Origin of the sequence: Crossiella sp. CA198, from assembly GCF_052078295.1 — a bacterium.
In the GTDB taxonomy this organism is placed as follows: domain Bacteria; phylum Actinomycetota; class Actinomycetes; order Mycobacteriales; family Pseudonocardiaceae; genus Crossiella.
Window position 1 is genome coordinate 333772 of sequence record NZ_JBQJIM010000006.1, and the last position, 21956, is coordinate 355727.

Sequence of the window (21956 nt, forward strand, 5' to 3'; positions counted from 1 at the left end):
ATTACGCCAAATGGAGCAATGCGCAACTGAGCCGGTTCGATGCCGCATACTGGGCGGAAACATCCGAGGTGTGTACCGGCTCGCGAAACGGGGGTGGCAGTGGCCGTCACCGATGACGCCATTTTGCGCGTCAAGGAAATGATCGTCTCCGGCGAGCTGAAGCCGGGTGACCGGCTGCCAAGGGAGGCCGATCTGGCCGAGCGGCTAGGCCTGTCCCGGAACTCGCTGCGCGAGGCGGTGAAGGCGTTGTCGCTGGTCCGGGTCTTGGATGTGCGGCAGGGCGATGGCACCTACGTCTCCAGCCTGCGCGCGGACGAGCTGCTCGGCGCGCTCAGCTTCGTGCTGGACCTGCATCGCGGCGAGGAATCCGTGCTGGAGGTGCTGGAGGTCCGCCGGGTCCTCGAACCGGCCTGCGCGGCCATCGCGGCGGTGCGCATCGACGAGAAGGACATCGCCGCGCTGCGCGAGCTGTGCGAGGAGACCGAACGCTCCGACTCGGTGGAACGCCTGGTCGAGCTGGATCTGGAGTTCCACCGCCGGATCGCCCAGGCCGCCGGGAACGCCTACCTGGCCCAGCTGCTGGACACCCTCGCGGGCCCTACCGTGCGGGCCCGGATCTGGCGCGGCATCGCCCAGGGCGGCGCGGTGGACCGGACCGTGGCCGAGCACCGGGCGATCGTGGACGCACTGGCCGCGCACGAGCCGGAGCTGGCCCGCTCCTGGTCAACCGTGCACGTTGCCGGTGTCGAGCAGTGGCTGCGCAACCTCGGATGACTGGCTGATCGCGTACACCCGGCGGGCGGTGTCGCCGAACACGGCGGCCCGTTCGGTCGGCGTGAGCCGATCGGTCAGTACCTCGGCTGTTTCCAGCACGGTGGCGTACGGCGCGGCCAGCAGGCAGACCGGCCAGTCCGAGCCGAACATCACTCGTTCGGGGCCAAACGCGGCCAGCACCACCTCGGTGTAGGGGCGCAACTGTTCGACCGTCCACTGTGCCCAGTCGGCCTCGGTGACGAGTCCGGACAGCTTGCAGGTCACATTCGGCAGCGCGGCCAGTGCCCGCAGCTCACTCGCCCACGGCTCCAGCTCGCCACTGGCGATCGGCGGCTTGGAGCAGTGGTCGAGCACGAAGGACAGTTCCGGCAACGCCTGGGCGGTCTCGACGGCCGCGGGCAGCTGGTGCGGCAGGGTGAGCAGGTCGTAGGACAGTCCGGCGGCGGCCACCGCGGCCAGCCCACGGCGCACGTCCGGGCGGCACAGCCAGCGCGGGTCGGCCTCGCCCTGCACCTGGTGCCGGATGCCGCGCAGCCACCGGCCGCCGTGGCCTTCCCGCAGCCCCGCCAGGGTGTCGGCGATGTCCGGGGCGGTCAGGTCGGTCCAGCCGACCACCGCGGCCACGATCTCGGACGCCTCGGCGAAGACCAGGAACTCCGGGGTCTCCTCGGCCACCGTGACAGTCTGCACCAGCACGGTGGCCCCGATGCCGGTGGCCGCGGTGACGTGGTGCAGGTCGGGCAGGATGAAGCTCCGGTTGATCGGCGCCATCTCCGGCCCGGCCAGCCAGTCCTGGGTGCGCACCGACAGGTCCCACAGGTGCTGGTGCGCGTCGATCCTCACGCGTCCTCGCCGGGGCCGGAGACGTCGGCGGCCAGCAGGTCCCGTGCACGCAGCTCGGCCCACAGCGCGGGCGGCACCGGATTAGCCACCAGGTCGGCGTTCTGGCTCATCTGCGCGCCGGTGCGGGCCCCGATCACCACCGAGGCGATCGCCGGATGGCCGAAGGCGAACTGGATGGCGGCCTGCGGCAGCGTGACGCCGTGCCGCTCGCACACCGCCGCGATCGCGCGGGCCCGGTCCACCAGCTCCGGCGGAGCGTCGGCGTAGTTGTACTTGGCGCCCACCGGGATCTCGTGCCGGGACAGCAGACCCGAGTTGAACACGCCCGCGGCCAGCACGGACACCTTGTGCTCCAGGCACAGCGGCAGGAACTCGGCCGCGGCGGGCTGTTCCAGCAGCGAGTAGCGGCCGGCCAGCATCACCACGTCGATCTCGGTCTCCCGGATGAACCTGGCTGGCATCTCCCACTGGTTCATGCCGACGCCGATCGCGCCGATCACGCCCTGGTCGCGCAGTTCGGCCAGTGCGGGGAAGCCCTTTCCAGCTGCCTCCGCCCAATGATTGTCGGGATCGTGCAGCAGCACCACGTCCACCCGGTCCAGGCCCAGCCGGTCCAAAGAGGACTCCAGCGAGCGGCGAACGCCGTCGGCGCTGAAGTCCCACACCCTGCGGTGGGTGGCCAGCACGTCGAAGCCGTCGTCCAGGTCGTCGCCGCCGGGTTCGTACTCGGCGAGCAGGCGGCCGACCTTGGTGGAGACCACGAACTCCGCCCTGGGGAGCCCGGCCAGCACCGCGCCGAGGCGGCGTTCGGACAGGCCGAGGCCGTAGTGCGGCGCGGTGTCGAAGTAGCGCACCCCGGCGGCCCAGGCGGCGCGGACCGCGTCGTAGGCGTCCGCGTCCGGCACCGCGCGGTAGAGGTTGCCGATCGGCGCGGCGCCGAAGCCCAGCGCGGTCACCGGCACGGTGGTCCGGCCGAGGGTGGCGGTCCTCACGGCAGCTCCCAGACAAGTCGGATCTCGGGTTCGGCGCCCGAGTAGTCGTCGGACACCTCCAGCAGCTCGGCCATCCTGGCCTGCCAGGGCACGCTGGCCGGGTGCTCGCGCAGGTACGCGCGCATGGCCGCGTAGTCCGCGCAATCAACCAGGTGGAACAGGTCCAGCCCGCTGCGCCAGATCCGCCACGAGCGGACCCCGGCCTCGCGCAGCGCGGTGTCCAGCTCGGGCGGGATGATCGCGTGCACCCGCTCGTACTCGGCCTCCATGCCCGGCTTGAGCCGGGTGTGCAGCACTGTCTCCATCAGGTCTGCGCCTTTCCACTGGTGACCCTGGCCAGCATCAGCGCGCCGAGGATGACCGCGCCGTAGACCGCCTGGATCCAGAACGAGGGCACCTGGGCCGCGGTGAGCAGGTTGTCCACCACGCCCAGCAGCAGCACGCCGGTGAGTGCGCCGAACAGGGTGCCCTTGCCGCCGTCCAGGGAGATGCCGCCGATGACCGCGGCGGCGAACACGGTGAAGATCATCCGGTCGCCCTGGCCCGCGCTGAGCGCGCCCACGTAGCCGGTCTGGATGAGTCCGCCGATCGCGGCCAGCACGCCGGCCACGATGAACACCGACCAGGCGATCCGGTCCACCCGGATACCGGCGGCGCGAGCGGCCTGGGCGTTGCCGCCGATGGCGTAGAGCGCGCGGCCGATCCGGTGGTAGCGCAACAGGAAACCGGCCACCAGGTAGGCCACCCCGGCCAGCCACACCGAGATCGGCAGGCCGAGGAAGGTGTTGGTGGCCAGGGCGAAGAAGGCATCCGGCATCTGGAAGAGGGTCTTGCCCTCGGTGGAGCCGACCAGCAGACCGCGCAGGATGATCAGCATCGCCAGGGTCACGATGAACGCGTTGAGCTGGAGCTTGACCACCAGGAATCCGTTGAACAGCCCCACGATCGCGCCCACCACCAGCACGGCCAGGATGGCCAGCCAGGACGGCAGCGGGCTGTCGAACCAGCCGATGCCGCTGGCCGCCGGGATGGCCAGCAGCGCGCCGATCGCGGGCGCGATGCCCACGGTGGACTCCAGGGACAGGTCGAACTTGCCGGTCAGCAGCACCAGGGTCTCCCCGAGCACGACCAGGGCCAGTGCGGCCGAGGCGCCGAGCACGGCGACCAGGTTGTCAGTGCTGAGGAACCGGTCGTTGACCAGTCCGCCGATCAGCACCACCACCGCGAGTGCGGGCAGCAGGGCCAGATCGCGCAGCCTTGCCAGGCGGATCCGTTGGGGGGCGGCGGTTTCAGTCGCCATCGAGTTCTACTCCTTCGATGGAAGCCACGAGTTCGCCATCGGCCCAGCCCGCCGGGTGTTCGGCGGCCAGGACTCCGGCGCGCATGACCAGCACCCGGTCGCACGGGCGTAGGTCGTCCAGCTCGTCGCTGACGATCAGCACCGCCTTGCCCTCGGCGCGGACCCGGTCGGCCACGGCCAGCAGGGCCTGTTTGGACTTCACGTCCACCCCGGCGGTCGGGTTGATCATGATGAGCACCTCGGGGTCGTTGGCCAGCGCACGGGCCATCACGACCTTCTGCTGGTTGCCGCCGGAGAGGTCGCTGACCGGCTGATCGGCGTCCTTGGCGACCACGCCGAACTCGGCGATCGCGGTGGCGCCCTTGCCGCGCACGGCCTTCGGCGGGGTGAACCCGGCCGGGCCGAGCCGGTCGAGCACGCTCATGGTGGCGTTGTCGCCGATGGACATGCCCAGCACCAGGCCCTGGTCGTGCCGGGACCTTGGCACACAGCCGATCCCGGCGTGCAGCGCGGCCAGCACGTCCCCTGGCTTGAGCGGAGCGCCGGCCACCTCGACCGCGCCCGCGTCGGGTTTCCGCAGCCCGTACACGGTTTCCGCGACCTGGTGCTTGCCGGAGGCGTTGCTGCCCGCCAGGCCCAGCACCTCGCCGCGGCGCAGCCGGAAGGAGACGTCGGCGAAGCCCGCGCCGCTCAGCCCACGCACTGTCAGCGCGACGGAGGCGTTGTCCGGCAACGGTTCCCGCTCGGCCCCGTCAGCCACCGCGAGACCGCCGGACTCGCCGGTCATGGCGTCCACCAGCTGGCTCCGGGTGAGGTCGCCGACCGGGGCGGTGACGATGTGCCGGGCGTCGCGCAGCACGGTCACCGCCTGGCACACCTCATACACCTCTTGCAGGTGGTGGGAGATGAACAGGAAGGTGACCCCGGCGGACTGGAGCTGGTGCATGCGCTCGAAGAGCCGGGCGATGGCGTGGCTGTCCAGTTGCGCGGTGGGTTCGTCCAGGATGATGAACCGGGCGCCGTAGGAGAGCGCGCGGGCGATCTCCACCAGCTGCCGCTGCTCCACGTCCAGCTCACCGGCGAGGGCGTCCACCGAGACGTCCACGCCCCAGGCGGCGAGCAGGTCGGCGGCTTCCCGGCGCAGCGCGGACCAGCGGATCACGCCGCGGCGGCTGGGCTGCCGGTTGAGGAAGAGGTTCTCCGCCACGGTGAGTTCCGGGATGACCGTGGAGTGCTGGTACACACACGCCACCCGCTGCCGCCAGGCTTCCCGGTCGGCCACCGGCGGGGCCGGTTCGCCGTTGAAGGCGACCGTGCCACTGTCCGGTTTGGACAGTCCAGTGAGGACGGACACCAGGGTGGACTTGCCTGCCCCGTTGCGGCCCACCAGGGCGTGCGACTCACCGGGGCGGACGGTGATACCGACGTCGTGGAGCGCGGTGGTGGGGCCGAAGCGCCGGGTGATCCCCAGCGCTTCGACCACCGGCGCGGCGGGTGCGCTCACAGCTGGTTGCCCCACAGCGCCTTGTCGTCCACGTTCGCCTTGGTCACCAGCGGCGCGGGCAGCTGGTCCTCCAGGATGCCGGGCCGGACCTCGACGATGGTGCTGCCGTGGTCGGTCGGACCGGCCTTGAAGGTCTCGCCGGCCATCGCCTTCTTGATCCAGTACATGCCGTACTTGGCGTAGGCGTCGGCGGGCTGGGACACGGTGGCGTCGATCTCGCCCTTGCGGATGGCCTCGAACTCCTGCGGGATGCCGTCGTTGCTGACCGCGACCACGTGCCGGGGGTCGCCGACCGGGTGCAGCAGGTTCTTGCGCTTGAGGGCCTGCAACGTCGGCGCCAGGTACACGCCGCCCGCCTGCATGTACACGCCCTTGACGTCCGGGTTGGCGGTGAGCAGCGACTCCAGGCCGGAGGATGCCTTCTCCGCCTTCCACTCCGCGGGCAGGTCCAGGATCTGGATGCCGGGGAACTTGCCGGTCATGCACTCGCGGAAGGCCTCGGAGCGGTCCCGGCCGTTGACCGAGGCGAGGTCGCCCTGGATCTGCACGACCTTGCCCTGCTTGACCTTCTCGCCGATGTGCTCGCAGGCCTTGGTGCCGTAGGCGCGGTTGTCCGCGCGCACCACCATGGCCACCTTGCCGCTTTCCGGGGCCACGTCCACCGCGACCACCGGCACGCCCTTGCGGTCGGCCTGGGCCAGTCCGGCGACCACCGCCGCGGAGTCCAGCGGGGTGACCACCAGGCCCTTGACGCCCTGGTTGAGCAGGTTGGTCATATCGGTGATCAGCTTGGCCGGATCGCTGTTGGCGTTGACCGTGGGCAGCGCCTGCACGCCGGCTTCGCCTGCCATCTTGGGCACGTAGTTGTTGTAGGCCTGCCAGAACGGCGAGGTCAGCAGCGGCACCGTGGCGCCGACCTGACCGGTCCCGCCGGTGTTCTGCTGCCCGCCGGGGCTGTTCGTGGTGCCACAGCCCGCAAGCACGGTGGTGAGCACGACGGCGGCGGCCGCGAGGTTGCGGACGTGGGAACGCACCACGGTCCTCCTTGACTCGGTGGTGGAGATGATCTCAACTGGGTTGCGGCCGCAGCCGCAACCCGTGCATCCCGCCGTCCACGGCGAGCACGGTGCCGACGGTGGCACCCGAGGCGGGTCCGGCGAGGTAGGCGATGGCATTGGCCACCTCGTCGGCGGAGACCAGGCGGCCGGTGGGCTGGCGCGCGGAGAGCGCGGCGCGTTCGGCGGCCGGATCGGGCGCGGCGTCGAGCAGGCGGCCCACCCAGGGGGTGTCCACGGTGCCCGGCGCCACGCAGTTGACCCGGATGCCCTCGCGCACGTGGTCGGCGGCCATGGCCAGGGTGAGTCCGTAGACCGCGCCCTTGCTGGCCGAGTACAGCGCGCGCTGGGGCAGTCCGGCCCAGGCGGCGATGGAGCAGGTGTTCACGATCGCGGCGGCCGGGGAGCGGCGCAGGTGGGGCAGCGCGGCCCGGCTGACCCTGGCCATGCCGATCACGTTGATGTCCAGCACCCTGGCCCATTCCTCGTCCGGGTTGGCGCCCACATCGCCCTGGGCGCCGATGCCGGCGTTGTTGACCAGGATGTCGATCCGGCCGAACTCGGCGAAGACCGCGTCCATGGCGGCCACCACGGTGGCGTCCTCGGCGACATCGCAGCGCACGCCGAAGAGGGGTTCCGGGACCTCGGGGTTGAGGTCAAGGCAGGCGACCCTGGCACCCCGTGCGGACAGCGTCCGCGCGGTGGCCAGGCCGATGCCGGAGGCGCCGCCGGTGACCACGGCGACCAATCCGTCGAACTCGGTGCTCATCGGGACAACTCCGTCCACTCAGGACCATCCGGGTAGCGGAATCCGTGCAGGGTGGCTGGTTTCATCTCGGCGGAGAAACCCGGGGTGGTGGGTGTGCGGTACCGGCCGTCGCGCACGATGGCCGGGTCGGCGAAGTGCTCGTGCAGGTGGTCCACCCATTCGATCACCCGACCGTCCAGGCTTCCCGAGACGGCAACGTAGTCGAACATCGCCAGGTGCTGCACCAGTTCGCACAGTCCGACCCCGCCTGCGTGCGGGCAGACCGGCACGCCGAACTTGGCCGCGAGCAGCAGGATGGCCAGGTTCTCGTTGACCCCGCCGACCCTGGCCGCGTCCAGTTGCAGCACGTCGATAGCCCCGGCCGACAGCAGCTGTTTGAACATCACCCGGTTGTGCACGTGCTCGCCGGTGGCCACCTTGATCGGGTGCACCGCCTCGGCGATGGCCTGGTGGCCGAGCACGTCGTCCGGGGAGGTGGGCTCCTCGATCCAGTACGGCCGGTAGGGGGCCAGCGCCTGCATCCAGGCCACCGCGTCGGCCACGTCCCAGCGCTGGTTGGCGTCCACCGCGATCGGGTAGTCCGGGCCGACCACCTCGCGGGCCAGCTTCATCCGGCGCACATCGTCGTCCAGGTCGCCGCCGACCTTGAGCTTGATCATCCCGAAGCCGTCCTGGACCGCCTCGCGGGTGAGCCGGGTGAGCTTCTCGTCGCTGTAGCCGAGCCAGCCGGGCGAGGTGGTGTAGGCCGGGTAGCCCTCGGCCAGCAGCTTCTCGATCCGCTCCGCCTTGCCCGCCTGGCCCGCTCGCAGGATCTCCAGCGCCTGCTCGGGGGTGAGCACGTCGGTGAGGTAGCGGAAGTCGACCAGGCTGACGATCTCCTCCGGGGTCAGCCCGGCCAGGAAGCGCCACAGCGGTAACCCGGCGGCGCGGGCGGCCAGGTCCCAGGCGGCGTTGACCACCGCGCCGACCGCCATGTGCACCACGCCCTTCTCCGGGCCCAGCCAGCGCAGCTGCGAGTCGCCGATCAGCCGCCGGGACAGCGCGCCCAGTTCGGCCGCGGTGGTCGGCGCGGGCGCGCCGACCAGGTGCGGGGACAGCGCCTGGATCGCGGCGGCCTGCACGTCGTTGCCGCGGCCGATGGTGAAGGCGAAGCCGTGGCCGACGGCGCCGTCGTCGGTGCGCAGCACCACGTAGGCCGCGGAGTAGTCGGGGTCGGGGTTCATCGCGTCCGAGCCGTCCAGCTCACGCGAGGTGGGGAAGCGGACGTCGAGCACGTCCACCGCGGTGATCAGGGGCATCTCAGGCCTGCCCGAAACTCTGCCGCTGACGGCCGAGGCCCTCGATCTCCAGCTCCACCACATCGCCCGCGCGCAGGTAGGGCTTGGGCTCGGCCTGGCCGAGGGCCACACCCGCCGGGGTGCCGGTGTTGATCAGGTCGCCGGGCCGCAGCACCAGGAACTGGCTCAGGTAGCGGATGCACTCGGCCACCGAGAAGATCATGTTCTTGGTGCTGCCGTCCTGCCGGGACACGCCGTTGACCGAGAGCTTCAGCGCCAGCGACTGCACATCGCCGACCTCGCTCGCGGGCACCAGGTACGGGCCGAGCGGGTTGAAGGTCTCGCAGGATTTGCCCTTGTCCCAGGTGCCGCCGCGCTCCAGCTGGAACTCGCGTTCGGAGACGTCGTGCGAGACCGCGTACCCGGCAACGCAATCGAGTGCGCTCTCGTGGTCCTCCAGGTACCGGGCGGTCTTGCCGATGATCACACCGAGTTCGACCTCCCAGTCCGTCTTGACCGAGCGGCGCGGCACCAGCACCTCGTCGTACGGTCCGACCAAGGTGTCCGGAGCCTTCATGAACATCACCGGCTCGGCCGGCAGCTCGGCCCCGGTCTCCTCGGCGTGGTCGCGGTAGTTGAGGCCGATGCAGACGATCTTGCCGGGTTGCGCAATGGGCGGCCCGACCCGCAGGCCGGAGCCGTCGCCGGGATCGGCCAGCACCGGCAGCTCGCCCGCGGCCAGCGCCGCGGCGGTGCGGGCCAGCCCGTCGGCGGCGAGGAAGGCGCCGGTGATGTCCGCGGTCAGCGGGCGCAGGTCGTGGAGCGTGCCGTCGCCGGCACGCACCGCGGGCGCCTCGCTGCCAGGGTCGCCAAGCCGCAAGAGCTGCACGGTGTCACTCCTCGTCTTCTCCGGAGTCATGCCCAGACATCGGATGTATATCGCCAACTTAGCCGGGTGTCTAGTGCCCCTGGCAACCCTCACGTCGAATGAACGGTAAACACCTCGGATGAATAAGCGCAGTCTTGCCCTGCTCAGCCTCGCCGCGCTGCTCTGCGCCGGTGGCGCGGTGCCAGCGGGGGCGCTGGAAGAGCCACTACTCGCGCCTGGCCTGGGCACACCCCGGGTGGGAGCGCTGCCACGAATGGGCGCGAGCACGCTGGCCGGCCGGTCCGGTCCGGTCACCGCCTTCGTGGAACTGAGCGGGGCCCGCGCCGGAGAGCAGGTGGTGAACCGGTTGCGGAGCAGGGACGCCCGGTCCCGGCTGCTGCGCCGGACCACCGCGGTGGCCGGGTTGCTGGTCCGGGCGGAGGCGGCGGCCCTGCGCGAGCTGGCCGGATCGCCCGAGGTGCGCTCGGTGCGCCCGGCCACCCGGCACTTCCGCAGCAACGCGGGCGCGGGCCCGCTGACCGGCGCGGTGGCCGCCTGGCAGCGCCTGGGCGCGCTCGGCGAGGGGGTGCGGATCGGCATCGTGGACGACGGCATCGACTACACCCACGCCGACTTCGGCGGCACCGGTTCCTTCGCCGCGCTGGACCCGGCCAAGGCGGATCCCCGGTTCTTCCCGACCGCCAAGGTGATCGGCGGCGTTGACCTGGCCGGGGACGCCTACGACCCGGTCCGCGGCGTCCCGCCCAAGCCCGATGACAATCCGCTCTCCTGCGGCGGCCACGGCACGCACGTGGCAGGCAGCGCGGCCGGATTCGGCGTGCGCAAGGACGGCACACCGGTCACCGGCTACCGGGACCTGGACGTCGGCGGCCTGCGGATCGGGCCGGGCGCGGCGCCGCTGGCGAAGCTGTACGCGATCAAGGTGTTCGGCTGCGCCGGCGGCACCGACCTGGTCACCGCGGCCCTGGACCGGGCCCTGGACCCCAACGGCGACGGCGACCCGGCCGACCGGCTCGACGTGGTGAACCTGTCCCTTGGCAGTGATTTCGGCGATCCGGACAGCCCGGAGGCGCTGTTCACCCGCAAGCTCACCGCGCACGGCGCGCTGGTGGTGGCCTCGGCGGGCAACGGCGGCGACCTCTACGGCGCGGGCGGCTCCCCCGGCAACACCCCCGAGGCGCTCACCGTGGCCAACAGCCGGGACGCCTACCTGCTGCGCGACGCGGCCACCGTGCTCGCCCCGCAACCACTCGCGGGTCAGCGGGCAGGGCAGTTCAGCATCAGCTACCCCGGCTACGCCCAGCTCGACCTGACCCGGCCGGTGGTGCCACTGCCGGAGAACCCGGACGGCTGCCGCGAGTACTCCGCCGCGGAGACCGCCGCGGTGCGGGACAAGCTGGTCTGGCTGGACTGGGACGAGGACGGCTCCCGCCGCGCCTGCGGTTCCGCGCCGCGGGCCACCTGGGCGCACGCCGCGGGCGCGGCCGGGGTGCTGCTGTCCTCCACGGTGGACGATTTCACCGCCGGGATCAGCGGCGTGCCGGAGATCCCGGTGTTCCAGTTCACCGCGACCAGCGCCGCCGGACTGGCCGAGGCGGCCAAGGCCGGAACGCTGCGGGTGCGGCTGTCCGGCGAGGGCCGCAACGCGGTCCCGGCCAGCAAGCCCGAACTGACCGACACGATCAGCCCGTCCTCCGCGCGCGGCGTGCACTTCCCCGCGGTGAAACCGGATCTGGCCGCGCCGGGCGAGACCATCGCCTCGGCGGCCAGTGGCACCGGCAGCGGCGTCTCGGTGCAGACCGGCACCTCGATGGCCGCCCCGCACGTGGCCGGCCTGGCCGCGCTGCTGCGGCAGCGGCGGCCGGACTGGACCCCGGCGGAGGTCAAGGCGGCGCTGATGAACACCGCGGGCGCGGACATCCGGCACCAGGCCGCGGTGACCGGCCCTCGGCGCAGTGGCGCGGGCCGGGCGCAGGCCGTGGCCGCACTGGAGACCGACCTGCTCGCCTACGCCGCCGAGGCACCCGAGGCGGTCAGCGTCACCTTCGGGGCGGTGCAGGCGGAAGCGCCGGTCTCGTTGTCCCGCAACGTGATCATCCGCAGCAAGGGCGGTGCGCGCACGGTGCGCACCGGCTACGCCGCGGCCACCACCATGCCCGGCGCGCGGATCCGGGTGGAACCGGCCGCGGTGACCGTCCCGGCGGGCGGCTCGGCGCAGGTCAAGATCACCCTGGACGTCGAGCCCTCGGTGCTGCGGCGCACCCCGGACCCGACCGTCGCGCTCACCGAGGACGGCCTGCCCCGGCAGTTCCTGCCCGATGTCTCCGGCCGCCTGCTGCTCACCCCGGACACCGGCCCCGCCCTGCGGGTGCCGGTGCACGCCGCGCCGAAACCGGTGGCGCACAACGGCCTCGAACTACTGCGCAGCGGCGACCGGCGGCTGCTGCGGTTCACCGGCGACGGGCTGAACCAGGGCGCGGGCAGCCTCGGCTACCGCTCGCTGGCCAGCGTGTTCGAGCTGCACGGCAGCTCCGACGGCGAACTGCGGCACGTCGGCGCCACCAGCACCGCGCCACTGGAAGGCGCCCGCGGGATGCTCGGCTTCGGCCTGGCCGCCAAACGGGACTGGGCCCTGCTCGGCGGCACGGTCACGCCGTACGTGGAGATCAGCACCACCGGTGACGCCCGGCCCGAGTTCCGGGTCCTGGCCACCCGGGTGCCCGGCACCGACCTGCTGGTCGCCCGCACCGACGACCTGACCCTGCCCGAGGGCCCGCTGACCGTGGACGTGCAACCGCTGAACGGACTCGGCGGCGACACCGACGCGAACCTCTACGACAGCAACGTGATTGTGCTGCCGGTGTCCCTGCTCGCCCTCAACATCGCGCCCGAGGCCAACTCCGCGCCGCTGAGCTACGTCGCGGGCGTGCAGGGGCCGTGGGGCGACGGCGAGATCAGCACCCCGATGGCCTTCGACCCGTTGCAGCCCAAGGTGTTCACCAAGGGCTCCGGCCAGCCCTCGCTGGTCTACGCGGCCCAGCCGGGCAACAGCCTGATCCTGCAACAGCACGGCGTCGGCTGGCCGGACCTGCTGGTGCTGCACCACCACAACGGCAGTGGCGCGCGGGCGCGGGTGCTGCCGTCAGCCTGAGCGGTGCGGTCGGATGTCCACCGCGCGCATGCCTGCCCGCCCGGCCGCGTACAGCCCGCTCTCGGTGTCCTCGAACACCAGGCAGCGGGCGGGCACCGCGCCGAGCACGGTGGCGGCCAGCAGGAACAGGTCGGGAGCCGGTTTGCCGCGCATGACCTGCTCCCTGGTGATCAGCACGTCGAACAGCCCGCGCAGGCCGGTGGCCAGCAGGATGGCCTGCGCGGTGCCCCGGCTGCTGCTGGTGGTCACCGCGGTGGGCACCCGGCCCTGTGCCCAGCGGGCCATCGCGACCACCCTGGGCACCTCACGCACCTGCGCCAGCCTGCCCAGCACCGCGCGCTGGATCTCCTGTTGCAGCTCGCGCATGGGCAGGTCCCTGGGCAGCACACCCCGGTGCACCAGCCGGGCCGCCCAGTCGGTGAACGCGATTCCCTCCGGTTCCCCTGCGGTGGCGGGCACACTCAACCCGTGCCGAGCGAAGACCTCCCGCAACGCGGCCCGGTGCACCGCGTGCGAGTCGACCAGCGTGCCGTCCAGATCGAAGACCACTGCGTCGAACGAGCGGTGCCCCGGTAGTAGCGGTGGCACATCCATGTGGAACACGGCAGCCGCCCCCTGTTCCTCCCCAGGAAATTTTCTGTTAATTGTTGTCCAGTTTGCCACTCAACCGGAAAACTATCTACAACTCCAGCCATCGAATCGAGCGGGTGACGATGAACTTCCTCGGCGTGGACACCGGCGCGACCACCACCCGGGCGTTGCTGATCTCCGACACCGGCGCGCACCTGGGCACCGGGCGGGCCGAGGGCGGCAACCCCAACGCGCACCCACCGGGAGTGGCCGCGGCCCGGGTGGCCCAGGCCGTCGGCCAAGCCCTCGGCGGCAGCGATCCGGCCGGGGTGGGCGGCCTGGTGGTGGGCATCGCCGGGGTGGCCAAGATGGCCGACCCCGCGGTCCGCGCGCTGTTCGACGCCGCACTCCGCGCCACCGGGCTGACCTGCGAGATCCGCGTGGTGGCCGACTGCGAGGCGGCCTTCGCCACCGCCGCGTGCACCGGCGAGGGCACCGTGCTGGTCGCGGGCACCGGTTCGATCGCGGCCCGGATCTCCGGCCATCAGATGGTGGCCACCGCGGGCGGGTTCGGCTGGCTGCTCGGCGATGAGGGCTCGGCCTACTGGCTGGGCCGGGAGGCGGTGCGGGCCACCCTGCGCCGGGTGGAGGCGCACGAGGACCTCGGCCCGCTCGGCGAAGCGGTGTTCGCGCACGCCGGGCTGACCCCGGATCCGGACCAGGTGCGGGCCCGGCGGGCGCTGATCACCGCGGTGAACGCGGAATCACCGATCCGGCTGGCCGGGTTCGCCCCGACGGTCACCAGCACCGCCAGGGATGACCAGGCCGCCGCGGACATCGTGGAACGCGGCGCCCAGCACCTCACCATGATCGCGCTGGCCACCCGCACCGCCGAGGACACCAGCCCGGTGGTGCTCACCGGCAGCCTGGTCACCGCGGACACCCCGGTCGGCGACCGGGTCCGGGCCGAGCTGACCCGGCGCGCGGGCGGTCCGGTGCACGTGGCCGCGGACGGCACCATCGGCGCGGCCTGGCTGGCCGCACTGGCGGTGATCACCGACCCGGCGGCCGCGCAGGCCCTGCACCACAAGCTCAGCCAGGCGTGACCTGCTGCTCCGGCGTCCGGGGGTGCCGGATGCCGGGGTGGCCCGCGGGCAGCACCCGGAACAGCACCCAGCCGCTGACCGCCACGCACAGCGCCACCAGCGGCCAGCTCAGCGCCACCCTGGACACCCCGAGCGCGATCACCGCGTCGATCCACCACAGCGAGCTGAACACCACGATCCGCACCAGGTACTGGCCGACCCAGACCCAGCTGGCCAGCCGGTAGGCGCGCAGCAGCTCCGGGTCGCGGCGCCAGCGGGTGCGCTGGCCCAGCGCGGTGCCGACCACCACACCCAGCAGCGGCCAGCCGATCACGATGCTGACCAGCCAGGCCAGCGCGCTCGCCACGTTGGAGAGCAGCTGGACCAGGAAGAAGTCCGCGGCCCGGCCGGTGTAGAGGGCGACCAGCGCGGCCGCGCACACCCCGAGCATGCCCAGCAGCACCGCGCGCGGCCGGTCGCCCTTGCTCAGCCGGTAGCCGGCGATGGCCAGCCCGACGACCAGCGCGACCGCCGAGCCGATCCAGATCGATTCGTCGGAGAGCAGCCAGCCCACCACGAACGCCAGTGGCGGCAGGGTGGCGTCGACCGCGCCGCCCCGGCCGCCGAGCAGGGCGCCGAGGGACTCCTGGCCTGCGACCGGGCGGGAATCGGCGGAGGGTTCCACGGGTACCAGCCTGCCTCATCCCGCGCCCAGATCCCACCAAGAAGTGAGGCGAACCTAAGCCGGTGCAGGTGGAAGTGGATGTTGCCGATTTCGGTAAGGAACGTTACAAACGGATGCCAACCGTTGACCGGGGTGAGGGCGGTCACTACGGTGACCCGAAATCGTCTGGAAAGTTAACAGACAGGAGGGTCATGCGAGCCGGTAGCCCGCGACTGCTGCGTGAGATCAACGATCGCGCGGCCATTGACGCGTTGCTGCGGCACGGCGCCCTCACCCGGTCCGAGCTGGAGGCCCAGATCCGGCTGTCGAAACCGGCTACCGCGGCACTGCTGACAAGACTGGAGACCGAGGGCGCCGTGGTGCGCGCCGGACTCCGCGGCGGCGGCCGGGGGCCACGGGCCCAGCTGTGGACGGTCAACGGCACGCTGGCCAGCGTGGCCGCGGTGGACCTCACCCCGCGCGGGGTGGACATCGCCATCGCCGACATCACCGGCCTGCTGCTGGCCGAGCACCACACCGCGCTGCCGCGGGGCGGTCACGAGGCGGTGCTGATCTCCTTCCAGCGCGCGCTGGCCGCCGCGGCGAACCGGGCCGGGGTGGACCCGAACGGGCTGTGCCAGGTGGTCATCGGCGCGCCCGGCGGGGTCAACCCGGTCACCGGGCACCTCGGCTTCGCGCCGCACCTGCGCACCTGGGAGGGCTTCGACGTGCCGGGCACGCTCACCGAGCTGCTCGCGGTGCCGGTGACGGTGGAGAACGACGTGAACCTGGTGGCGCTGGAGGAGATGACCTCCGGCCGGGCCGGGGACGTGCAGGACTTCGTGCTGATCTGGATCAGCGCCGGACTCGGCTCCGCGGTGGTGATCAACCGGCGCCTGCTGCGCGGGGCCACCGGTGGCGCCGGTGAGATCGACTCCATGCGGGTGCCGGACCGGGCCGCCGCGGACACCGGTGTGGACCGCGGCGGCATCCGGCTCGGCGACCTGCTGGCCACCGGCTCGGTGGTCAAACTGGCCAGGGCACACGGTTTCAGCGCCCGCAGCGGCGCGATCGCGCTGCGCAAAGCGGTGGACGCGGGCCCGGACGGCCAGGCGTTCCTGCTCGACCTGGCCCGCCGCATCGCCACCGGGGTGGCCGGGGTGGTGAGCGTGGTCGACCCGCAGCTGGTGCTGCTGGCCGGCGAGACGGCGCAGGCGGGCGGCGAGGCGTTCAGCGCCATGGTCGCCACCGAACTGCATCAACTGGTCACCCCACGAACTCCGGTGCGCACCTCGCTGGTCACCGGGAAACCGGTGCGCTCCGGCGCACTGCACGCGGCGCTCGCCCTGGCGCGGGAAGAGGTATTCGGACTCGTCGCCGCCACAGCCGATCCGTTTCGCGGGCTGAAAAAGCCCGCCGGTGCAGCTCCGGGCCCCCGACGGCCTCCGCTGCGCGCTCGACACATTTCCCCGACCGCACACTGAAAATCCAGGAGTTCGCATGCGCAAGACCTCTCGCGCGGTCCTGCTCAGCGCCACGGCCGCGGCAGCCGCGCTGCTCGTCTCGGCCTGTTCCGGCGGAGGCGGCACCCAGGGCGCGCCCGGCGGCGCGCCCGGCAAGGACGACAAGCTCTCCCTCACCGTCTACAGCAACTTCGAGGGCCGCGAGTACAAGGCGGTCACCGAGGCGCTGAACCGGATCAAGACCCGGTTCCCCAACTTCGAGGTCAAGCACGAGGGCACCCAGGACGACGAGAAGATCACCGGCGCGATCCGCGGCGGCAACCCGCCGGACGTGGCGATCTCCTTCTTCACCGACAACCTGGGCCAGTTCTGCTCCTCGGGCAGCTTCCAGAACCTGCAGCCCTACATCGACCGGGACAAGGCCGACCTCAACGTCATCCCGAAGGCCGTCCGGGACTACACCGAGTACAAGGGCAACCGGTGCTCGATGCCGATGCTCACCGACATCTACGGCTTCTACTTCAACAAGGACATGTTCGCCAAGGCGGGCATCACCGAGCCGCCCAAGACCACCGACGCGCTGCTGGAAGCGACCAAGAAGCTGACCGAGTTCAACCCGGACGGCTCGATCAAGGTCGCCGGCTTCATGCCGCTGATCCCGCACTACCGCAACCAGGCGCAGAACTGGACGCCGATGTTCGGCGCCCGCTACCTGGGCACGGACGGCAAGTCCAACCTGGCGGCCAGCCCGGAGTGGAAGGAACTGTTCGAGTTCCAGAAGAAGCTGGTCGACTTCTACGGCTACGACAAGATCGAGAAGTTCCGGGCAGGGCTCGGCCAGGAGTACTCGGCCGACCACGCCTTCCAGAAGGGCAAGCTGGCCATGATGATCGACGGTGAGTACCGCACCGCGTTCCTGGCCAACGAGGCCAAGGAGATCAGCTACGGCACCGCGCCCGCGCCGGTCTCGCCGAGCAAGCCGGAGCTGTACGGCGGCGGTTTCGCCACCGGCACCATCATCGGCATCCCCAAGGGCGTGAAGAACCCGGGCGCCTCCTGGGAGCTGGTCAAGCAGATGTCGCTGGACACCGACACCCTGGTGCAGCTGTCCAACGCGATCAAGAACATCCCCACCACCGAGGCATCCATGAAGGACCCGAAGCTGGAGATGACCCCGCAGTTCAAGACCTTCATCGACATCTTCGGCTCCGGCAAGCTGTGGTCCAACCCGGCCACCCCGATCGGTGACGCGCACCTCAAGGCGGTCAACGACTTCGCGGAGAAGTGGCAGGCGGGCAAGGTCACCGATCTGCCGGGTGAGCTGAAGAAGGTCGACGCCCAGGTGGACGACGCCCTGGCGCAGAAGGCCGGTAAGTAGTTCCATGACCGCCACGCTTGAGCGCGCGAGCGCCGCGCGACCCGCCCCCAGCCAGGGGCGGGTCGCGCGGCGGCGCCGGAACTTCCTGACCGTCCTGGGCTTCATGGCCCCGGCGATCATCGGGTTCGCGGTGTTCTTCGGCTACCCGCTGATCGCCACCATCTACTTCTCCTTCACCAGCTACGACCTGATCAACGCACCGGAGTGGCTGGGTTTCGGCAACTACATCCGGATGTTCACCAGCGAGCCGCTGGTGCTCACCGCGATGTACAACACGGCGTGGCTGGTGGTCGTGCTGACCACCTGCCGGGTGTTGTTCGCCCTCGGCGTGGCCATGGTGATCTCGCGGCTCAAGAGCGGGGTCGGCCTGGTCCGGACGCTCTGCTACCTGCCCTCGCTGGCCCCGCCGGTGGCGGCCACGATCACCTTCGCCTTCCTGTTCAACCCGGAATTCGGGCCGGTCAACAAGTTCCTGCGGTTCCTGGGCATCGACGGCGGACTGTGGTTCTCCGACCCGGAGATGGCCAAGCCCGCGCTGACCATCCTGGCCCTGTGGGGCTCCGGCGAGCTGATGATCATCCTGCTGGCCGCGCTGCTGGACGTGCCGCAGGAGCAGTACGAGGCGGCCGAGATCGACGGCGCCGGGCCGGTGCGCAAGTTCCTGCACATCACGCTGCCGACGATCGCGCCGGTGCTGATGTTCAGCATCGTCAACTCGGTGATCTTCGCGCTGCAGTTCTTCACCCAGGCCGTGGTGGCCGGTTCGGTGGCCTCCGGTTCGGCCGAGGTCGCGGGCAACGCCAAGGACATCGGCTTCCCGCAGAACTCCACCCTGACCTTCCCGGTCTGGCTTTACGTCCAGGGCTTCCGCTACTTCAACATGGGTTACGCGGCGGCCATGGCGGTCCTGTTGTTCATCGTCTCCTTCGCCTTCACCGCACTGCTGGTGCGGCAGATGCGTCGAGCCTCGCACGTCGAGGAGGGCTCATGACCACCGCGACCGCCACCCGACCGGCGCGCCGCAGGGGGCGCAGGCCAGTCAGGAAGAACCCCACCGGGTCCTGGCAGAAAACGCTGTACTGGATCGCCACGCACAGCATCGGCCTCGCGCTGGCACTGGCCTTCTCGATGCCGATCCTGTTCGTCTTCCTGACCGCGGTGATGTCGGACAGCCAGGCGCTGTCCTCCAGCCTGTGGCCGGAGTCCTGGCATTTCGAGAACTTCTTCCGGGTCTTCGACAAGGTGCCGCTGCTGCAGTACACGGTCAACAGCCTGATGTACTCGCTGCTGGCCACCGCGGGCATGCTGATCTCGGCGATCCCGGCCGCCTACGCGCTGGCCCGGCTGAAGTGGAAGGGCCGCAACGCGGTCTTCCTGCTGGTGGTGGCCGCGATGATGCTGCCGCCGCAGGTGGTGGCGGTGCCGCTGTACGACATGTGGGTCAAGGCCGGGCTGACCGGCACGCTGTGGCCGCTGATCGTGCCGTACTTCCTCTTCGACGCCTTCAGCGTGTTCCTGCTGCGCCAGTTCTTCCTCACCATCCCGCAGGACTACATCGACGCGGCCAAGATCGACGGCTGCAACGAGTTCACCGCGGTGTGGCGGGTGCTCATCCCCATGTCCCGGCCGGGCATCGCGGCCACCGGGCTGTTCTGCTTCCTCTACACCTGGAACGACTTCTTCGGCCCGCTGATCTACACCGGCGAGAACAAGGACAACTGGCCGTTGTCCCTCTCGCTCGCCTCGTTCCGGGGCCAGCACGCCGTGGAGTGGAACCTGATGATGGCCGCCACCGCGATGATCATGATCCCGGCCATCGTGCTGTTCCTGTTCGCGCAGAAGTCCTTCGTCCGAGGGATCACCTTCACCGGAGTTAAGGGTTAACGATGAAGCTCACCGTCGTCGGAGGCGGCTCCACCTACACCCCTGAGCTGATCGACGGCATCGCCGGGCGCAGAACGAGCCTGGCGGTGGACGAGATCGTGCTGGTCGACCCGGACGAGCACCGGCTCTCGGTCATCGGCGAGTTCAGCCAGCGGTTGCTCGACCACGCGGGTCACCCGGCCCGGGTCCGCACCACCACGGACCTGGAGTCCGGGGCCGAGGGCGCGGCGGCGGTGCTGCTGCAGCTGCGCGTCGGCGGGCAGGCGGCCCGCCGCTCGGATGAGACCTTCCCGCTGGAATGCGGCTGCGTCGGTCAGGAGACCACCGGCGCCGGTGGGCTGGCCAAGGCGCTGCGCACGGTGCCGGTGGTGCTCGACATCGCCGAGCGGGTGCGGAAGGTGACCGGTCCGGACACCTGGATCGTCAACTTCACCAACCCGGTCGGCATCGTCACCAGGGCACTGGTGCAGGCCGGTTTCCGGGCGGTGGGCCTGTGCAACGTGGCCATCGGCTTCCAGCGCTACGTCGGCAAGCTGCTCGGCGCGGCCCCGGAGCAGGTGCGGCTGGGCCACGTCGGCCTCAACCACCTGACCTGGGAGCGCGAGGTGCTGGTGGACGGCGTGGACGTGCTGCCGCGGCTGCTCTCGGAGTTCGGCGAGGACGTGGCCGAGCACATCGGGCTGCCAGCCGAGCTGATGCGCAGGCTGGGCGTGGTGCCCTCGTACTACCTGAAGTACTTCTACAGCCACGACGAGGTGGTGGCGACCCAGCGCACCGAACCGCCACGGGCGGAGGTGGTGAGCCTGGTGGAGAAGGAACTCATGGGTGTCTACGCCGACCCGGCCGTGGTCACCAAGCCCGAGGCGCTCGCCCAGCGCGGCGGCGCCTACTACTCCGAGGCCGCCGTCCAGCTCGTGCACGCCCTCACCGGCGGCGGGCAGGGCGAGGAGCACGTGGTCAACGTGCAGAACAACGGCACGCTGCCGTTCCTGCCCGACGACGCGGTGATCGAGGTTCCGTCCATTGTGGACACCAATGGGGCGGTCCCGCTGCCGGTGGCCCCGGTGGAACCGGCCTTCGCCGGCCTGATCAGCCACGTCACCGGCTACGAGTACCTGGCACTGGAGGCCGCGCTGCACGGTGGCCGGGACCGGGTGGCCAACGCGCTGCTGGCACACCCGCTGATCGGGCAGTGGAGCATCGCGGAGAAGCTGGCCGACCAGCTCGTCGCGGAGAACGCGGACCTGCTGCCGTGGGCGAAGGCATGAGCGACAGACCCGAGATCAGTGATCTCGTCCTGGCCATCGACGGTGGCAACAGCAAGACCGACGTGATGCTGGTGACCCGGGACGGCCAGGTGCTGTCCCGGGTCCGCGGGCCCGGCTCACCGCCGCAGACCGTGGGCATGCAACGCGGTCTGGACACCTTCGAGCGCCTGATCGTGGAGGCCGCCCGGCAGGCGGGCTACAGCGGCCAGGCGCCCTTCGCCGCGCACACCTCGGCCTACCTGGCAGGCGCCGACCTGCCCAAGGAAGAGCAGTTCCTGCAGGAGGCGATCACCGCGCGGGGCTGGTCGGCCACCACCATGGTGGCCAACGACACCTTCGCGCTGCTGCGCGCGGGCAGCCCCACCGGCGCGGGCGTGGCGGTGGTCTGCGGCGCCGGCATCAACGGCGTCGGGGTGGCCCCGGACGGCCGGGTGCACCGCTTCCCGGCGCTGGGCCGCATCTCCGGTGACTGGGGCGGCGGCGCGCACCTGGGCAGCGAGGCGTTGTGGCTGGCGGTCCGGGCCGAGGACGGCCGGGGCAAGCCGACCGAACTGCTGCCCGCGGTGCTACAGCACTTCGCGGTCGGCAGCATGCTGGAGCTGATCGAGCGGCTGCACTTCGGCGAACTCTCCGAGGACGTGCTGCACGAGCTGTGCCCGCTGCTGTTCCGGGTGGCCGCCGCGGGTGACGCGGTGGCCGCGGAGGTGGTCGACCGCCTCGCCGAGGAGGTCAGCCTGCTGGCCACGGTCAGCCTGCAAAGCCTTGGCCTGACCGGGGAACCGGTGGACGTGGTGCTCGGCGGCGGGGTGCTCACCGGCGTGGGCGCCACCGTGATCGACGAGGTGGCCCGCCGCTGCAAGGCGGTGGCCCCACTGGCCACGGTCAGCGTGGTCGAGGTCATCCCGGTGGTCGGCGCGGCACTGGCCGGCCTGGACGCGCTGGGCGCCGACCGCGCCGCGGAAATCCGCTTACGCGAGTCCTTCCTGGCCCCAGCCACGGATGAGAGCGCTCCAATCGCCGACGGCGACGCCGGGGAACCGGCCGCCGTGTGACCCCGGGTGGTCCCGTCCTGCCCTGGCCGGGACCACCC

20 protein-coding genes are annotated in these 21956 nt (G+C 71.3%); 9 read left to right on the forward strand and 11 right to left on the reverse strand.

The annotated features are described in order from the left end of the window. Positions 1 to 99 precede the first annotated feature (99 nt). Entirely contained in the window at positions 100 to 774 is a 675-nt protein-coding gene (locus tag ACTOWY_RS12710) for a FadR/GntR family transcriptional regulator (RefSeq protein ID WP_247761477.1), read from the forward strand. On the opposite strand, the gene ACTOWY_RS12715 is transcribed toward ACTOWY_RS12710, so the two are convergent. The 9 genes from ACTOWY_RS12715 to ACTOWY_RS12755 are packed head-to-tail and all read right to left on the reverse strand — an operon-like array spanning position 724 to position 9403. After that, the gene (locus ACTOWY_RS12715) at positions 724 to 1617 is read right to left on the reverse strand and encodes an amidohydrolase family protein (RefSeq protein WP_441309795.1); all 894 of its coding nucleotides are present in this window, start codon (positions 1615 to 1617) and stop codon (positions 724 to 726) included. The two genes, ACTOWY_RS12710 and ACTOWY_RS12715, sit on opposite strands and share 51 nt — an antisense overlap. Then, positions 1614 to 2609: an aldo/keto reductase gene (locus tag ACTOWY_RS12720; RefSeq protein WP_441309796.1), complete on the reverse strand. Its 996-nt coding sequence runs from the start codon at positions 2607 to 2609 to the stop codon at positions 1614 to 1616. The genes ACTOWY_RS12715 and ACTOWY_RS12720 overlap by 4 nt, the downstream gene beginning before the upstream one ends. After that, a complete protein-coding gene (locus ACTOWY_RS12725; RefSeq protein WP_441309797.1) occupies positions 2606 to 2914 on the reverse strand; it encodes an L-rhamnose mutarotase in 309 nt (102 codons plus the stop codon). The genes ACTOWY_RS12720 and ACTOWY_RS12725 overlap by 4 nt, the downstream gene beginning before the upstream one ends. After that, positions 2914 to 3909, reverse strand: a complete 996-nt coding sequence (locus ACTOWY_RS12730; protein WP_185001382.1) for an ABC transporter permease — start codon at positions 3907 to 3909, stop codon at positions 2914 to 2916. The genes ACTOWY_RS12725 and ACTOWY_RS12730 overlap by 1 nt, the downstream gene beginning before the upstream one ends. Then, on the reverse strand, positions 3899 to 5413 hold the full coding sequence (locus ACTOWY_RS12735) for a sugar ABC transporter ATP-binding protein (RefSeq protein ID WP_441309798.1): 1515 nt from the start codon (positions 5411 to 5413) through the stop codon (positions 3899 to 3901). The genes ACTOWY_RS12730 and ACTOWY_RS12735 overlap by 11 nt, the downstream gene beginning before the upstream one ends. Then, positions 5410 to 6447 carry a sugar ABC transporter substrate-binding protein gene (locus ACTOWY_RS12740; RefSeq protein WP_441309799.1) on the reverse strand — a complete coding sequence of 346 codons (1038 nt, stop codon included), beginning with the start codon at positions 6445 to 6447 and terminating at the stop codon, positions 5410 to 5412. The genes ACTOWY_RS12735 and ACTOWY_RS12740 overlap by 4 nt, the downstream gene beginning before the upstream one ends. Before the next feature lie 34 nt (positions 6448 to 6481). Further along, on the reverse strand, positions 6482 to 7237 hold the full coding sequence (locus tag ACTOWY_RS12745) for an SDR family NAD(P)-dependent oxidoreductase (RefSeq protein WP_441309800.1): 756 nt from the start codon (positions 7235 to 7237) through the stop codon (positions 6482 to 6484). Then, positions 7234 to 8535, reverse strand: coding sequence for an enolase C-terminal domain-like protein (locus tag ACTOWY_RS12750; RefSeq protein WP_441309801.1), 1302 nt, complete (start codon positions 8533 to 8535; stop codon positions 7234 to 7236). The genes ACTOWY_RS12745 and ACTOWY_RS12750 overlap by 4 nt, the downstream gene beginning before the upstream one ends. Position 8536: 1 nt before the next feature. Next, a complete protein-coding gene (locus tag ACTOWY_RS12755) occupies positions 8537 to 9403 on the reverse strand; it encodes a fumarylacetoacetate hydrolase family protein (RefSeq protein WP_441309802.1) in 867 nt (288 codons plus the stop codon). Positions 9404 to 9521: 118 nt separating this feature from the next. Between ACTOWY_RS12755 and ACTOWY_RS12760 the strand changes: the two genes are divergently transcribed. Continuing rightward, positions 9522 to 12554, forward strand: a complete 3033-nt coding sequence (locus ACTOWY_RS12760; RefSeq protein ID WP_441309803.1) for a S8 family peptidase — start codon at positions 9522 to 9524, stop codon at positions 12552 to 12554. Here ACTOWY_RS12760 and ACTOWY_RS12765 read toward each other — a convergent pair. Next, positions 12546 to 13148 (reverse strand): HAD family hydrolase, encoded by a 603-nt coding sequence (locus ACTOWY_RS12765; protein ID WP_441309804.1) that lies wholly within the window; start codon positions 13146 to 13148, stop codon positions 12546 to 12548. The genes ACTOWY_RS12760 and ACTOWY_RS12765 overlap by 9 nt on opposite strands. 119 nt (positions 13149 to 13267) lie before the next feature. On the opposite strand from ACTOWY_RS12765, the gene ACTOWY_RS12770 reads away from it, so the two are divergent. Then, the gene (locus ACTOWY_RS12770) at positions 13268 to 14230 is read left to right on the forward strand and encodes an N-acetylglucosamine kinase (RefSeq protein WP_441309863.1); all 963 of its coding nucleotides are present in this window, start codon (positions 13268 to 13270) and stop codon (positions 14228 to 14230) included. Here ACTOWY_RS12770 and ACTOWY_RS12775 read toward each other — a convergent pair. Beyond that, a complete protein-coding gene (locus tag ACTOWY_RS12775) occupies positions 14217 to 14894 on the reverse strand; it encodes a DUF3159 domain-containing protein (RefSeq protein ID WP_441309805.1) in 678 nt (225 codons plus the stop codon). The two genes, ACTOWY_RS12770 and ACTOWY_RS12775, sit on opposite strands and share 14 nt — an antisense overlap. 191 nt (positions 14895 to 15085) lie before the next feature. Here ACTOWY_RS12775 and ACTOWY_RS12780 point away from each other — a divergent pair, with 191 nt between their 5' ends. Genes ACTOWY_RS12780 through ACTOWY_RS12805 form a run of 6 tightly spaced genes read left to right on the forward strand, consistent with a single transcriptional unit; the run spans position 15086 to position 21918 of the window. Further along, entirely contained in the window at positions 15086 to 16357 is a 1272-nt protein-coding gene (locus ACTOWY_RS12780; RefSeq protein ID WP_441309806.1) for an ROK family protein, read from the forward strand. A gap of 16 nt (positions 16358 to 16373) precedes the next feature. Next, positions 16374 to 17714 (forward strand): extracellular solute-binding protein, encoded by a 1341-nt coding sequence (locus tag ACTOWY_RS12785; RefSeq protein WP_441309807.1) that lies wholly within the window; start codon positions 16374 to 16376, stop codon positions 17712 to 17714. A 4-nt stretch (positions 17715 to 17718) separates the two neighbouring features. Beyond that, the gene (locus tag ACTOWY_RS12790; RefSeq protein WP_441309808.1) at positions 17719 to 18705 is read left to right on the forward strand and encodes a carbohydrate ABC transporter permease; all 987 of its coding nucleotides are present in this window, start codon (positions 17719 to 17721) and stop codon (positions 18703 to 18705) included. Continuing rightward, entirely contained in the window at positions 18702 to 19598 is an 897-nt protein-coding gene (locus ACTOWY_RS12795) for a carbohydrate ABC transporter permease (RefSeq protein WP_441309809.1), read from the forward strand. The genes ACTOWY_RS12790 and ACTOWY_RS12795 overlap by 4 nt, the downstream gene beginning before the upstream one ends. Positions 19599 to 19600: 2 nt before the next feature. Continuing rightward, positions 19601 to 20866, forward strand: a complete 1266-nt coding sequence (locus ACTOWY_RS12800) for a 6-phospho-beta-glucosidase (RefSeq protein WP_441309810.1) — start codon at positions 19601 to 19603, stop codon at positions 20864 to 20866. Next, positions 20863 to 21918 carry an N-acetylglucosamine kinase gene (locus tag ACTOWY_RS12805; protein WP_441309811.1) on the forward strand — a complete coding sequence of 352 codons (1056 nt, stop codon included), beginning with the start codon at positions 20863 to 20865 and terminating at the stop codon, positions 21916 to 21918. The genes ACTOWY_RS12800 and ACTOWY_RS12805 overlap by 4 nt, the downstream gene beginning before the upstream one ends. Positions 21919 to 21956: the final 38 nt, after the last annotated feature.

Bases quoted from the DNA above. Each gene is read 5' to 3' on its own strand.
- ACTOWY_RS12725 (WP_441309797.1), bottom strand. From the start codon at position 2,914: ATGGAGACAGTGCTGCACACCCGGCTCAAGCCGGGCATGGAGGCCGAG.
- ACTOWY_RS12730 (WP_185001382.1), bottom strand. From the start codon at position 3,909: ATGGCGACTGAAACCGCCGCCCCCCAACGGATCCGCCTGGCAAGGCTG.
- ACTOWY_RS12745 (WP_441309800.1), bottom strand. From the start codon at position 7,237: ATGAGCACCGAGTTCGACGGATTGGTCGCCGTGGTCACCGGCGGCGCC.
- ACTOWY_RS12750 (WP_441309801.1), bottom strand. From the start codon at position 8,535: ATGCCCCTGATCACCGCGGTGGACGTGCTCGACGTCCGCTTCCCCACC.
- ACTOWY_RS12760 (WP_441309803.1), top strand. From the start codon at position 9,522: ATGAATAAGCGCAGTCTTGCCCTGCTCAGCCTCGCCGCGCTGCTCTGC.
- ACTOWY_RS12765 (WP_441309804.1), bottom strand. From the start codon at position 13,148: ATGGATGTGCCACCGCTACTACCGGGGCACCGCTCGTTCGACGCAGTG.
- ACTOWY_RS12770 (WP_441309863.1), top strand. From the start codon at position 13,268: ATGAACTTCCTCGGCGTGGACACCGGCGCGACCACCACCCGGGCGTTG.
- ACTOWY_RS12780 (WP_441309806.1), top strand. From the start codon at position 15,086: ATGCGAGCCGGTAGCCCGCGACTGCTGCGTGAGATCAACGATCGCGCG.
- ACTOWY_RS12785 (WP_441309807.1), top strand. From the start codon at position 16,374: ATGCGCAAGACCTCTCGCGCGGTCCTGCTCAGCGCCACGGCCGCGGCA.
- ACTOWY_RS12790 (WP_441309808.1), top strand. From the start codon at position 17,719: ATGACCGCCACGCTTGAGCGCGCGAGCGCCGCGCGACCCGCCCCCAGC.
- ACTOWY_RS12795 (WP_441309809.1), top strand. From the start codon at position 18,702: ATGACCACCGCGACCGCCACCCGACCGGCGCGCCGCAGGGGGCGCAGG.
- ACTOWY_RS12800 (WP_441309810.1), top strand. From the start codon at position 19,601: ATGAAGCTCACCGTCGTCGGAGGCGGCTCCACCTACACCCCTGAGCTG.
- ACTOWY_RS12805 (WP_441309811.1), top strand. From the start codon at position 20,863: ATGAGCGACAGACCCGAGATCAGTGATCTCGTCCTGGCCATCGACGGT.